13 protein-coding genes are annotated in these 13,153 nt (G+C 68.2%); 11 read left to right on the top strand and 2 right to left on the bottom strand.

Annotated features, from left to right (window positions below):
• Window positions 1-106: 106 nt before the first annotated feature.
• Window positions 107-1,126, bottom strand: a complete 1,020-nt coding sequence (locus HXX10_RS15235) for an amidohydrolase family protein (RefSeq protein ID WP_296523509.1) — start codon at window positions 1,124-1,126, stop codon at window positions 107-109.
• A 298-nt stretch (window positions 1,127-1,424) separates the two neighbouring features.
• On the opposite strand from HXX10_RS15235, the gene HXX10_RS15230 reads away from it, so the two are divergent.
• The 11 genes from HXX10_RS15230 (at window position 1,425) to HXX10_RS15180 (ending at window position 12,407) form a co-directional block, all read left to right on the top strand.
• Window positions 1,425-2,282, top strand: a complete 858-nt coding sequence (locus tag HXX10_RS15230) for a CoA transferase subunit A (RefSeq protein ID WP_296523507.1) — start codon at window positions 1,425-1,427, stop codon at window positions 2,280-2,282.
• A gap of 143 nt (window positions 2,283-2,425) precedes the next feature.
• A complete protein-coding gene (locus HXX10_RS15225; RefSeq protein ID WP_296523505.1) occupies window positions 2,426-3,202 on the top strand; it encodes a CoA-transferase subunit beta in 777 nt (258 codons plus the stop codon).
• Between the two features lie 225 nt (window positions 3,203-3,427).
• Window positions 3,428-4,126, top strand: coding sequence for a protocatechuate 3,4-dioxygenase subunit beta (gene pcaH / locus HXX10_RS15220; RefSeq protein WP_296523503.1), 699 nt, complete (start codon window positions 3,428-3,430; stop codon window positions 4,124-4,126).
• Between the two features lies 1 nt (window position 4,127).
• Window positions 4,128-4,718: a protocatechuate 3,4-dioxygenase subunit alpha gene (pcaG, locus tag HXX10_RS15215; protein ID WP_296523501.1), complete on the top strand. Its 591-nt coding sequence runs from the start codon at window positions 4,128-4,130 to the stop codon at window positions 4,716-4,718.
• 233 nt (window positions 4,719-4,951) lie between these two features.
• Window positions 4,952-6,121, top strand: a complete 1,170-nt coding sequence (locus HXX10_RS15210; RefSeq protein ID WP_296523499.1) for an ABC transporter substrate-binding protein — start codon at window positions 4,952-4,954, stop codon at window positions 6,119-6,121.
• Window positions 6,122-6,407: 286 nt separating this feature from the next.
• A complete protein-coding gene (locus HXX10_RS15205) occupies window positions 6,408-7,268 on the top strand; it encodes a branched-chain amino acid ABC transporter permease (RefSeq protein WP_296523498.1) in 861 nt (286 codons plus the stop codon).
• A gap of 11 nt (window positions 7,269-7,279) precedes the next feature.
• Entirely contained in the window at window positions 7,280-8,335 is a 1,056-nt protein-coding gene (locus HXX10_RS15200) for a branched-chain amino acid ABC transporter permease (protein ID WP_296523496.1), read from the top strand.
• Window positions 8,332-9,099: an ABC transporter ATP-binding protein gene (locus tag HXX10_RS15195; protein ID WP_296523495.1), complete on the top strand. Its 768-nt coding sequence runs from the start codon at window positions 8,332-8,334 to the stop codon at window positions 9,097-9,099. The genes HXX10_RS15200 and HXX10_RS15195 overlap by 4 nt, the downstream gene beginning before the upstream one ends.
• Entirely contained in the window at window positions 9,092-9,835 is a 744-nt protein-coding gene (locus tag HXX10_RS15190; RefSeq protein WP_296523493.1) for an ABC transporter ATP-binding protein, read from the top strand. Before HXX10_RS15195 ends, HXX10_RS15190 begins: the two co-directional genes overlap by 8 nt.
• A gap of 35 nt (window positions 9,836-9,870) precedes the next feature.
• A complete protein-coding gene (locus HXX10_RS15185; protein ID WP_296523491.1) occupies window positions 9,871-10,974 on the top strand; it encodes a cobalamin-independent methionine synthase II family protein in 1,104 nt (367 codons plus the stop codon).
• A gap of 269 nt (window positions 10,975-11,243) precedes the next feature.
• Window positions 11,244-12,407 (top strand): CaiB/BaiF CoA-transferase family protein, encoded by a 1,164-nt coding sequence (locus tag HXX10_RS15180; protein WP_296523489.1) that lies wholly within the window; start codon window positions 11,244-11,246, stop codon window positions 12,405-12,407.
• On the opposite strand, the gene HXX10_RS15175 is transcribed toward HXX10_RS15180, so the two are convergent.
• A complete protein-coding gene (locus HXX10_RS15175; RefSeq protein ID WP_296523487.1) occupies window positions 12,385-12,945 on the bottom strand; it encodes an O-acetyl-ADP-ribose deacetylase in 561 nt (186 codons plus the stop codon). The two genes, HXX10_RS15180 and HXX10_RS15175, sit on opposite strands and share 23 nt — an antisense overlap.
• Between the last annotated feature and the right edge of the window lie 208 nt (window positions 12,946-13,153).

Here is a 13,153-nt window from a genome sequence, read left to right as displayed (position 1 = left end):
GTTTCGTGGATACGGAAGCGCCCCCTCACCCGGACTTCGCGCTATTCGCGCGAAATCCGACCTCTCCCCGCGCGGCGGGGAGAGGTGACCAGGTGCGCTGCGGCCCTCACTTCACCAGTGTCTTGCCGGTGATGCGCTCGATGTTCTTGAAATAGATCAGGTCCAGCGTCTCCTGCGGCAGCCCTAGCGAGTCGAGGATTTTCTGGGTGTCGCGGATGAAGCCGGGGCCCTTCTCGGGATCGAATGGGCAGTCGGTGGCGAACAGGATGTTCTCCTTCGGATAGAAGGCGAGGCCGGCCTGCGTGCCGATGGTCGACGAGAACACGGCGGTGTCCGGATAAAAGCTCTCGCGAAAATAGTCGAGTGGCCGCTTCTTCAGCGACTGCTTCAGGCTCGCATAGTCGGCGTCCGAGGTGCGGGTGCCGATCTGGTCCCAGCCGGGGCCGATGCGGCCGTCCAGCATCGGCACGATGCCGCCGAAATGGTGCACGATCGGCTTCAGCCCGGGGTGGCGGTCCAAGACCTTGGAGAAAACGAGCCGCGCCATCATGGCGGCGGTCTCGTAGGACCAGCCGAACGTCCACCAGATCTCGTAGAGCGACTTCTGCTCGCTCTTGTAGTCGGCGAAGTCGGCGCGCCGCGCCGGGTGGATCCACACCGGCTTGTCGAGCTTTTCCACCGCGTCCCAGAACGGCTCGTACTCCGGCAGGTCGATCGGCTGGCCGCAGACATTGGTGTAGATCTGCACGCCGCAGGCATCGAGATCGATGATGGCGCGCGTCGCCTCGCGGATCGCGCCGGGAACATCGGCGAGCGACACCTGGGCCACAAAGCCCGGAAAACGGTCGCGGTGGCGTGACACGATGTCGACGAGGCCGTCGTTGATGATGCGGCAAAGCTCCTCGACCTTGTCCGGCCCGGCCACGTCCTCCATGGGCGGGCTCGAATAGGCGATGATCTGCGCGTAATCGGGGAATTCGTCGAGCATGCGCAGTCGGGCGTCGAGATCGTAGATGCAGGGGATGCCGCGCATGCGCTTGCCGATGCCTTGCTGGCCGGCGCCGAGGCGATCCATGGCGGCGAGAATCCCGGCCGGGATGAAATGCGTGTAGGCGTCGATGCGCATTCTTTTGGGGTCCTCGGCGGGTGGTTTCTGGCCGGTGGGCAGAGCGCCGCGACCATGGCCGGAATTCTTTCGTCACGCCAGCCCTCGAGACGTGCGCCGGCGGCATGGACGCCTGTCGTCCGAAGCGGCCGTCAGGGGCCTGGAAAAACTTCGGAAAGCGAAACACGGCCGGCGGCGTTTTTGGAAACGCGGAGGCGTCCGCAGGCGGGCGCGGCCGAACGTATTTGACCGGAGCCGTCGCGGGCCTCCAAGATGCCGCCACCGGGCGTTGGCCCGATCATCCTCAGGACCGGATTTCATGGCGCATATCATGACGCTCGGCGCTGCCGTCGCCGCCGTTCTGCAGGACGGCGATACCGTGGCGATCGAGGGTTTCACCCATCTCATCCCGCATGCCGCCGCCCACGAGGCGATCCGCCAGGGCCGCCGCGATCTGACCCTGGTGCGGATGACGCCCGACATCGTCTACGACCAGATGATCGGCATGGGTTGCGCCAGGAAGCTGGTGTTCTCCTGGGGCGGCAATCCGGGCGTCGGCTCGCTGCATCGCTTCCGCGACGCCATCGAGAACGGCTGGCCGCATCGGCTGGAGCTCGAGGAGCACGCCCACGCCGCCATGGCCAACGCCTATGCGGCCGGCGCCGCCAACCTGCCCTTCGCGGTGTTCCGCGGCTATCTCGGGGTGGATCTCCCCAAGGTCAATCCGAACATTCGCCGCGTCGCCTGCCCGTTCACGGGCGAGGAGCTGGCCGCCGTGCCGGCGCTGCGGCCCGACGTCACGATCATCCATGCGCTCAGGGCCGACCGCGACGGCAATGTGCTGATCGAGGGGATCCTGGGGGTTCAGAAGGAGGCCGTGCTGGCCGCAAAGCGCGTGCTCGTGACGGTCGAGGAGGTGGTCGACGATCTCGGTCCCCGCAGCCCCAATGCCGTGGTGCTGCCGACCTGGACCGTGACGGCCATCGCCGAGGTGCCGGGCGGCGCCTATCCGTCCTATGCGCAGGGCTACTACGCCCGCGACAACGCCTTCTATCTGGGCTGGGACAAGATCGCCCGCGACCGCGACACCTTCCTGGCCTGGATGAAGGCCAACGTGCTGGAGCAGGGGCCCGAGGTGTTTGCGGCACACCGTGCCCGTCTCGCCGTCGCCGCGTGATCCGTTAGCTGGTCATTCCGGGACGGCGCAAAGCGCCGGACCCCGAATCCAGCCGAGAATTCGAAGTGTGCCGCTGGATTCCGGGTTCGCGGCTTCGCCGCACCCCGGAATGACGGCGATAAAGAGCTTAGTATGAGGCCGTCATGACGCTCGCCTGGACCGCCACCGAGATGATGACCGTCGTGTCGGCGCGTGCGCTGCGCTCCACCGACGTGTGTTTCGTCGGCATCGGGCTGCCCTCGGCGGCCTGCAATCTCGCCCGCCTCACCCACGCGCCGGACATCACGCTGATCTACGAGTCCGGCACCATCGCCACGCGGCCGAGCGTGCTGCCGCTGTCGATCGGCGACGGCGAATTGTGCGACACCGCGCTGACCACCGTGTCGGTGCCGGAGATGTTCCGCTACTGGCTGCAGGGCGGCCGCATCACGGTCGGCTTCCTGCCCGGCGCCCAGATCGATCGCTTCGCCAATCTCAACACCACGGTGATCGGCCCCTACGACGCGCCGGCGACGCGGCTGCCCGGCAGCGGCGGCGCGCCCGAGATCATGACGCATTGCGGCGAGATCTTCGTGACGATGAAGCAGAGCCGTCGCAGCTTCGTGCAAAAGCTCGACTTCGTCACCACGTTCGGCCACGGCGAGGGCGGCGATCACCGCGCAAGGCTCGGCATCCGCACCAAGGGACCGACCCGGCTGATCACGGATCTCTGCGTGTTCGAGCCCGACCCCGAGACCAAGGAGATGACGGTGACGTCGATCCATCCGGGCGTCGAACGCGCCGAGATCAGCGACGCGACCGGCTGGCCGGTGCGGTTCGCCGACACGGTCGCCGAAACCGCGATGCCGACCGAGCTCGAGCTGGCGACCCTGCGCGATCTTCACACCCGCACCCGGCAGGCCCACGGCGTCGGGGGTTGAGCGGCATCGTGGGCCTTCACCCTCCCCCTTCAGGGGAGGGTGAAGGCCTGCCCCTGCGACTATCGGCGCGCCCGGCGGGACGGACGTGAAGTGGGACGTTATGCGCGATAACCGAACATTCGTCCAAAGAACGACCACGCGGCGCTTGCATTCGAAATACCGCTGCGGTTGAAATAGCGGCAATGCGCTCGAAGAAGCGATCCCCGTGTAACGCCAAGGACCCCTATGACCTTCTATTTCCCCACCCAGAGTCTGTCTGCTTTTCCGCCGCGGCTGTCGCCCGCCTACAAGAGCACGCCCAAGCGGTCGCCGTCCAAGCCGCTGATCCTGATGAAACATACGCTGAGCGAGCTGACCGGCCCGGTCTATGGGCAGGACGCTGTTCAGCCGGGCGACGACGACCTCACCCGCCAGCACGCCGGAGAGCCGCTGGGCGAGCGCATCATCGTGCACGGCCGCGTGCTCGACGAGGATGGGCGGCCGGTGCCCAACGCGCTGGTCGAGGTCTGGCAGGCCAACGCCTGCGGCCGCTACATCCACGTGGTCGACCAGCACCCGGCACCGATCGATCCGAATTTCACGGGATCCGGCCGCTGCAAGACCGATGCGAACGGCCACTACAAGTTCGTCACGGTGAAGCCGGGCGCCTATCCGTGGGGCAACCACCCCAACGCCTGGCGGCCTGCCCACATCCATTTCTCCATGTTCGGGCACTCCTTCGTGTCGCGGCTGATCACCCAGATGTATTTCCCGGGCGATCCGCTGTTCCCGTTCGATCCGATCTTCAACTCGGTCACCGACGAGACGGCCCGCAACCGCATGATCTCGGTGTTCGACCTGGAGAACACGGTTCCGGAATGGGCGCTCGCCTACCGGTTCGACATCGTGCTGCGCGGCCGCAACCAGACCCCGATGGAGAGCTGAGATGACGTTGGGCATCACGCCGTCGCAGACGGTCGGGCCGTATTTCGCCTACGGCCTCACCCCCAATGGCAAGTACGCCTGGAAGGACACGTTCGGGAACAACCTGATCACGTCCGACGCCGCCGGCGAGCGCATCCGCATCGAAGGCCAGGTGTTCGACGCCGACGGGGCGCCCGTCACCGACTCCATGCTGGAGATCTGGCAGGCCGACGCGCAGGGCCGCTACGCCAACCCGGCCGATCCGCGGCCCCGCAATTCCACCTTCCAGGGGTTCGGCCGCACCGGCACGGACGGCGACGGCCGCTTCGTCTTCGACACCATCAAGCCCGGCTCGGTGCCGGGTCCCGACGACAAGCCGCAGGCGCCCCACATCCTGGTCGCGGTGTTCGCCCGCGGCATGCTGCGCCAGAGCTACACGCGGATCTATTTCGGCGACGAGCCCGGCAATGCCGACGATCCGATCCTGGCGCTGGTGCCGGCCGACCGCCGCGCCACGCTGATCGCCGCCAAGTCGGTGACGAACGGCCATCCGGTCTACACGTTCGACATCCGCCTGCAGGGCGACGCCGAGACGGTTTTCTTCGAGATCTGAGGATCCGGGACGACGACGACACATCGTGTCGTCGTGTGTTCGAGCATTCGAGAACTCTACGAGACCGGTCATTCCGGGGCGCGGACCGAAGGTCCGCGAGCCCGGAATCCATATCCCCGGTGCCGATTGCTCTCGAAAGGCAGGGCGTACGGGTTCCGGGCTCGGCGCTTCGCGCCGCCCCGGAACGACGGAAGAAAACGAACGCGAAAAGCGAAACAGTGGGAGAGAAGACCATGCTCAAGCACGTGCTGACACCCCTGGCGGTCACGCTCGGCCTCTTGGCCGGCGGACCCGCGTCGGCGCAGGGCGTCGTCAAGATCGGCGTCCTCGAGGCGATGACCGGCCAGCAGCAGTCGACCGGCGTCCAGACGCTCGCCGCCATGAAGCTCTACATGGCGCAGCACGGCGACACGGTCGCGGGCAAGAAGATCGAGCTGATCGTCAAGGACGACGGCGCCGTCGCCGACAACTCCAAGCGCCTCGCCCAGGAGCTGATCGTTCGCGACAAGGTGAACTTTCTGGTCGGCTTCGCCGTGACGCCGACCGCGCTCGCGGTGGCGCCGCTCGCCACCGAGGCGAAGGTCCCGACCATCGTGGCCAATGCCGGCACCTCGATCATCACCGAGCGCTCGCCCTACATCCTGCGCACCAGCTTCACGCTGCCGCAGTCCAGCGTCATCATCGGCGAATGGGCCGCCAAGAACGGCATCAAGAAGGTCGTGACCATCGTGTCCGACTACGCTCCCGGCCTCGACGGCGAGAAGAGCTTCACCGAGGCCTTCACCAAAGGCGGCGGCCAGGTCGTCGAGGCCGTCAAGGTGCCGCTGGCGGCGCCCGACTTCGCGCCCTTCCTGCAGCGCGCCCGCGACGCCTCGCCGGACGCCATCTTCGTGTTCGTGCCGTCCGGCCAGGGCGCCACCTTCGTCAAGCAGTTCATCGAGCGTGGGCTCGACAAGGCCGGCATAAAAATCATCGGCCCCGGCGACGTCACGGACGACGACCTCTTGAACGGCATGGGCGAGCAGGTGATCGGCACCGTCACGGCCCACATGTACTCGGCCGACCATCCGTCCGCCCTCAACAAGGCCTATGTCGAGGCCTTCAAGAAGGCCAACAACGGGCTGCGCCCGAACTTCATGTCGGTCGGCGGCTACGACGCCATGCACCTGATCTACGAGGCGCTGAAGAAGACCGGCGGCGACACCGACGGCGACAAGCTGATGGCCGCCATGAAGGGGATGGCCTGGGAGAGCCCGCGCGGCCCGATCTCGATCGATCCGGAGACCCGCGACATCGTCCAGAACATCTACATCCGCAAGGTCGAGAAGAAGGACGGCGAGCTCTACAATGTCGAGTTCCAGACCTTCGACGCCGTCAAGGATCCGGGCAAGGCGAAGAAGTGAGCGCCAGCCGTTTTCACCTCCCCCTCCAGGGGAGGGTGGAAACAGGATGCGGCACCCGTGTTGAACTCGTGGCCGAGGCGCGAATTCTCCCTCTCCCCGCACGCGGGGAGAGGGTCGGGGTGAGGTGGCGCTTCGTGGATACGGAGGCACACCCCCTCACCCGGACCGCTTCGCGGTCCGACCTCTCCCCGCAAGCGGGGAGAGGTGAAAAGCGCAGACGCGATCGCCAGTGTCGAAATGGGCGTTCGCATACCCCCCGATTCCCTGTTCACCCCCGGCAGGCCGAATGATCACCATTTTGTTCGACGGCATCGCCTACGGCATGCTCCTGTTCGTGCTCGCCGCCGGCCTGTCGGTGACGCTCGGCCTGATGAATTTCGTCAACCTGGCGCACGGCGCGTTCGCCATGGCGGGCGGCTATGCGGCGTTGGTGCTGGTCAACCGGCTCGGCGTGCCGTTCGGGCTCGGGCTGGTGTGCGCGTTCCTGTTCTCGGCGGCGCTCGGCGCGCTGCTCGAACGCACCCTCTACGTCCATGTCTACGCCAAGAGCCATCTCGACCAGGTGCTGTTCACCATCGGGCTGGTCTTCATGTCGGTCGCCGTGGTCGACTACACGATGGGCTCGTCGCAGCAGTTCATCCTGATCCCGCCCGCCTTGCAGGGCCAGGTGACGGTGCTCGGCCTCGACATGAGCAAGTACCGGCTGATGATCATCGTCATCTGCGGCCTGCTCACGCTGCTCCTCCAGCTCGGCCTCACCCGCACCCGCTTCGGCAGCCGGCTGCGCGCCGCCGTCGACGACCAGCGCGTCGCCCGCGGGCTCGGCATCAATGTGGGCGCCGTGTTCGCCATGACGTTCGCGCTCGGCTCCGGGCTCGCCGGGCTGGGCGGGGCGCTCGGCGCCGAGATCCTCGGGCTCGATCCGATCTTTCCGCTGAAATACATGATCTACTTTTTGATTGTCGTGACGGTGGGCGGCACCTCGTCGATCACCGGGCCGTTCCTCGCCTCGCTGCTGCTCGGCATCGGCGACGTCGCCGGCAAGTACTACGTGCCGCGGCTCGGCGCCTTCGTCATCTACACCATCATGATCGTCGTGCTGATCTGGCGGCCGCAGGGCTTGTTCGTCCGGCGGGGTGCGCGGTGAGGAGCCCCGAGATGACATCCTCCAGCCGGCTCGCTGCCGCCATCGCGGCCCAGTTCACCGACCGGGCGCGCTGGTCGCTGCTCGAGGTCCTGTTCTGGCTGGTGGCGCTTTCCACCATCTGGCTCCTGCCCGACCAGCACCTGATCCTCGCCGAGATCGTCATCTGGGCGCTGTTCGCCCTCTCGCTCGACCTCATCCTCGGCTATGCCGGCATCATCTCGCTCGGCCATGCGGCCTTTTTCGGCATCGGCGCCTACACGGCCGGCCTGCTCGCCAAGCACGCGCTGGTCGGCGAGCCGGTGCTGGCGCTGCTGCTGGCGGGTCTCGCCGGGGCGGTGTTCGGCTTCCTCACCAGCTTCCTGGTGCTGCGCGGAACCGACCTCACGAGGCTGATGGTGACGCTCGGCATCGCCCTCCTGGTGCGCGAGCTCGCCAACCGGTTCGGCTGGCTCACCGGCGGCGCCGACGGCCTGCAGGGCATCGACATGCAGCCGGTGCTCGGCCTGTTCCGCTTCGATCTCTACGGCCACACCGCCTACATCTACAGCCTCGCCGTGCTGTTCGTGCTGTTCCTGCTGGCGCGCCGGATCGTCGGCTCGCCCTTCGGCCTGGCGCTGCTCGCCATCAAGGGCAACCCGCTGCGCGCCTCGGCGATCGGCATCGGCGCGGACCGCCGGCTGATCGGCATCTACACGCTCGCCGCCGCCTATGCGGGCATCGCGGGTGGTCTGCTGACGCAGACCACCGCCTTCACGTCGCTCGAATCGCTCTCCTTCGACCGCTCGGCCGACGGCCTGCTGGTGCTGATCATCGGCGGCACCGGTCATCTCTATGGCGGCCTGATCGGCGCCGTGGTGTTCCGCTTCGCCCAGGACTGGATCGCCACCGCGACGCCGCAATACTGGCAGTTCTGGATCGGCCTGTTCCTGGTGCTGATCGTGCTGGTCGGGCGCGACCGCATCGGCGGCTGGTTCACGCCGCTGCGCCGGCTCGCCGACCGCGTCGGCGCCTGGCGGCCCGGGAAAACGCGGCCGACGGTCCTGCCGGGCCAGGGAGGCGCACCATGAACCCCGCGAGCGTACCGCCGGCGCTGGAGACCCGCAGCCTGGAGAAGCGGTTCGGCGGCATCGTCGCCTCCAACCAGGTGTCGATGTCGATCGCCCGCGGCGCCCGCCACGCCCTGATCGGCCCCAACGGCGCCGGCAAGACCACGCTGATCAACCTGCTCACCGGCGTGCTGAAGCCGTCGAGCGGCGAGATCCTGCTCGACGGGCAGGACATCACGACACTGGAGCCGCACCGGCGGGTGCGGCTCGGCATGGCCCGCACGTTCCAGATCAACCAGCTCTTCGCCGACCTGACGCCTGTCGAGACCCTCGGGCTCGCCATCTCCGAGCGGCTCGGCACCGGCACCCATTGGTGGCGGGTGCCGGGCAGCCGCCCGGAGGTCGTCGCCGAGATCGCCGCGCTCCTGGAGCGGTTTCGCCTGACCGAGGTGATGAACGAGCGCACCGCCGTGCTGCCCTACGGCAAGCAGCGGCTCCTGGAGATCGCGCTCGCCTTCGCCTGCCAGCCGCGCGTGCTGCTGCTCGACGAGCCGGCCGCCGGCGTGCCGGACGCCGAGCGCCACGAGATTCTCGCCGCCGTCGCCGGCCTGCCGGCCGATGTCACCGTGCTGCTGATCGAGCACGACATGGACATCGTGTTCACGTTCGCGGACCGCATCTCGGTGCTGGTCAACGGCCAGGTCTTCGTCGAGGGCACGCCCGACGAGGTCGCCAGGGATCCGCGCGTAAAGGCCGTCTATCTCGGGGAATCGCTCGATGCCTGACCTGCTGGAGATCGAGCGGCTCTCCGCCGGCTATGGCGAGGCCGTGGTGCTCACCGACGTCTCGCTGACGCTCGCCGAGGGGCAGTCGCTGGCGCTGCTCGGCCGCAACGGCATGGGCAAGACCACCCTGGTCAACTCGATCGTCGGCGTCACCCGAAGGCTCGGCGGCACCATCAGGCTCGCCGGCCGCGACATCACCCGGCTGCGGCCGGACCAGCGGGCGACAGCCGGCATCGGCTGGGTGCCGCAGGAGCGCAACATCTTCAAGTCGCTCACCGTCCACGAGAACCTCACCGCGGTGGCGCGACCAGGGACATGGACGCCGGCCAAGGTGTATGGTCTGTTTCCCCGGCTGGCCGAGCGTCGCGGCAATCTGGGCAACCAGCTCTCCGGCGGCGAGCAGCAGATGCTGGCGATCGGCCGTGCCCTGGTGCTCAATCCGCGGCTCGTCCTGCTCGACGAGCCGCTCGAAGGTCTGGCGCCCATCATCGTGGAGGAGCTCATCGCGGCGCTGTCGCGAATCACCCGCCAGGAGGGCCTGTCGGCCATCCTGGTCGAGCAGAACGCCCACAAGGTGCTGGGCGTCACCGATCGTGCCGTCGTGCTGGAGCGCGGCAGCGTCGTCCACACGGGCGACAGCGCCGCCCTCAAGGCCGACCGCGCGGTGCTCGAGGCGTTTCTCGGCGTGAGTCACGGCGGGCCGCGACGTGGCGCGGCCGCCGTCACAACCCATTGACCGCGGCGCTTCGCCGCGTGGTTCAGGAGAATCCGATGTCCCGCTCGCGACCGCCGTTCCGTGCCGACCAGGTCGGCAGCCTGCTGCGTCCCGCCGTCATCAAGGAGGCGCGGGCGCGCCTGCATGCCGGCACCGAGACCGTCGACGAGCTGCACCGCGTCGAGGACCAGGAGATCCGCCGCATCATCCGCAAGCAGGAGGAGATCGGCCTGCAGTCGGTCACCGACGGCGAGTTCCGCCGCTCCTGGTGGCATTTCGATTTCCTCAAGGGGCTCGACGGCGTCGAGGGCTTCGAGGCGCAGGCCGGCATCCAGTTCCACGGCGTGCAGACCCGCGCCGAGGGCGTGCGGGTGACCGGCCGGATCGGCTTCTCGGGCCACCCGATGCTGGAGCATTTCAAGTTCCTCAAGGCCAACACCAAGGCGACGGCGAAGATGACCATCCCGTCGCCTTCGGTGCTGCACTTCCGCGGCGGCCGCAAGGAGATCAGCACCGCCGTCTACCCGCAGCTCGACGGTTTCTTCGACGATCTCGCCCGCACCTACAAGAAGGTCGTCAAGGCCTTCTACGACGCCGGCTGCCGCTACCTGCAGTTCGACGATACGGTGTGGGCCTATCTGTGCTCCAAGGAGCAGCTCCAGCTCGCCCGCGACCGCGGCGAGGAGGTGGAGAAGCTGCCGCGCATCTATGCCGACGTGATCAATTACGCGATCGCCGACCGGCCGCACGACATGGTCATCACCACCCATGTCTGCCGCGGCAATTTCCGCTCCACCTGGGTCAGCGAGGGCGGCTACGAGCCGGTCGCCGAGCGCCTGCTCGCCGGCATCGACTACGACGGCTATTTCCTCGAATACGACACCGAGCGGGCCGGCGGCTTCGAGCCGCTGCGCTTCCTGCCCAAGGGCAAGAAGATCGTCGTGCTCGGCCTCGTCACCTCCAAGAGCGGGACGCTGGAAAGCGCCGATGCGGTCAAGCGGCGCATCGAGGAGGCGTCGAAGTTCGTTCCGCTCGATCAGCTCGCGCTCAGCCCGCAATGCGGCTTCGCCTCCACCGAGGAGGGCAATCTGCTCGCCGAGGAGGAGCAGTGGGCGAAGCTCGCCATGATCGTCGACATTTCTCGCGAGGTGTGGGGCTGAAGGCGAACCGGCCACACGCCGCAGCGGAGCCGCCCGTCACCTCTCCCCGCGTGCGGGGAGAGGTCGGATCGCGCAGCGATCCGGGTGAGGGGGCGCCTCCGTATCCACGAAACGCCCCCTCATCCCGACCTTCTCCCCGCACGCGGGGAGAAGGAGAGCCGGCGCTTTGCCCACGATTTCAGAGACCCGTCGCGACCTGCGGGCGCCTTGCGCTTTCCGGGTGGCGCGATATCTGAGGTCGAAGTCCCCTCCGCGCACGGATCCCGCCAATGCTTCCCCTGTCCGGCCTCCTGGTCGTCTCGCTCGAGCAGGCCGTGGCGGCGCCGCTTGCCACCTGCCGGCTCGCCGATGCGGGCGCGCGGGTGATCAAGATCGAGCGGCCGGAGGGCGATTTCGCCCGCGGCTACGATGCGCTGGCGAAAGGCGAGAGCATCCACTTCGTCTGGCTCAATCGCGGCAAGGAGTCGGTCGTCCTCGATCTCTTGCGCGACGACGACAAGGCGCTGCTCGCCGCGCTGCTCGCGCAGGCCGACGTCCTGGTCCAGAACCTCAAGCCCGGAGCGCTGAAAAAGCTCGGCTTCGACCCGGCGGCGCTGCGTGAAAAGCACCCGCGCCTGATCGTCTGCTCGATCTCGGGCTACGGCGAGACCGGCCCCTATGCGCGGCGAAAAGCCTACGACCTGCTGATCCAGGCCGAGGCCGGCCTCGCCTCGCTCACCGGCGGGCCGAGCGAGCCGGCGCGGGCCGGCTGCTCGGTCGCCGACATCGCGGCCGGGCTCGCCGCCTACGAGGCCGTGCTGGAGGCGCTGATCGCCCGCGGCCGCACCGGCGAGGGCGCGCTGCTGTCGATCTCGCTGTTCGACGCGGTCGCCGAATGGATGACGGTGCCGCTGCTGCAGCACGAGGGCGGCAGGACCCCGCAGCGCATCGGCCTCGCCCATCCGGGCATTGCGCCCTACGGCGTGTTCACGAGCCGCGACGGCGCCGAGGTGCTGATCTCGATCCAGAACGACCGCGAGTGGCGCATTCTCGCCCGCGACGTGCTGGGCGATCCGGCGCTCGCCGACGACCCGCGCTTCGCCACCAATATTTTGCGTATGGCCCGGCGCAGCGAGACCGACGGCCGCGTGCAGGCCGCCTTCGGCGCACTCGCCACCGGCGTGCTGATCGACAAGCTCGCGGCCGCCCAGATCGCCTTCGCGCGCGTCAACGACATGGCGGCGCTGGCCGAGCATCCGCATCTGCGGCGCATCACGGTCGACACGCCGCACGGACCCGTGCCCTATCCGGCGCCGCCGCGGGGCTGCCAAGAGGCGTATGGACCGGTGCCGGCGCTCGGGGAGCACACCGAGCGGGTGCGGCGCGAGTTTTCGCCCGCGCCCGCGCCCGCCGCCGCCGGCGGCGTCGCGCTCACGCCAGGCCGCGCGCCCTGAACGCCGCGACGTGATGCGCGGCCGACGCCTCGCCGAAGCAGCAGAACAAGACGCGCTCGATCGACGCCGGCGTGTCTCCGATCTCCGCCGCGACGGTGCCGACCGCGATGTGCGCCGCGCGCTCGGGCGGAAAGCCGTAGATGCCGGTCGAGATCGCCGAATAGGCGAGTGAAGCGAGGCCGTGCTGGCGCGCCAGCTCGATCGCCGTTCGATAGCAGCCCGCCAGCAACCCATCCTCGCCGCGGCCGCCGTCCGACCACACCGGGCCGACCGCGTGGATCACGTATTTTGCCGGCAGCCGGAAGCCGGGCGTGATCTTGGCCGATCCGGTGTCGCAGCCGCCGAGCGTGCGGCAGGCGGCGACGAGCTCCGGTCCGGCGGCGCGGTGGATGGCGCCGTCGACGCCGCCGCCGCCGGCGAGCGCGCGGTTGGCCGCGTTGACGATCGCGTCCACGGTCAGCGTCGTGATGTCGGCGATCACGATGTCGAGAACCGTGCGGCCGATACGGGCCGTGGCTGAAAGCGTGGGTGAGGACATCGCGGTCTCCGCGGCGGAGCGTACTGCGATCACGACGATTCGCCGGGACGATCGAGCGATCGTTTCGGGGGTCGAACAGGCCGGCGAAGGCCATTCTCAGGCCACATCTCGCGCTGCGATGAACGCTCGACGCAGGCGCATCGCGACACGACGCGCGCATGTCAGTCGCGGTAGACCAAATGTGTCCATGGCGCAACAGTCGAAGAAG

The organism is Rhodoplanes sp., from assembly GCF_013377085.1.
In the GTDB taxonomy this organism is placed as follows: domain Bacteria; phylum Pseudomonadota; class Alphaproteobacteria; order Rhizobiales; family Xanthobacteraceae; genus Rhodoplanes.
Note: the sequence above shows the minus strand (reverse complement) of the source record. Positions and strands in the feature narration are given on the sequence as shown.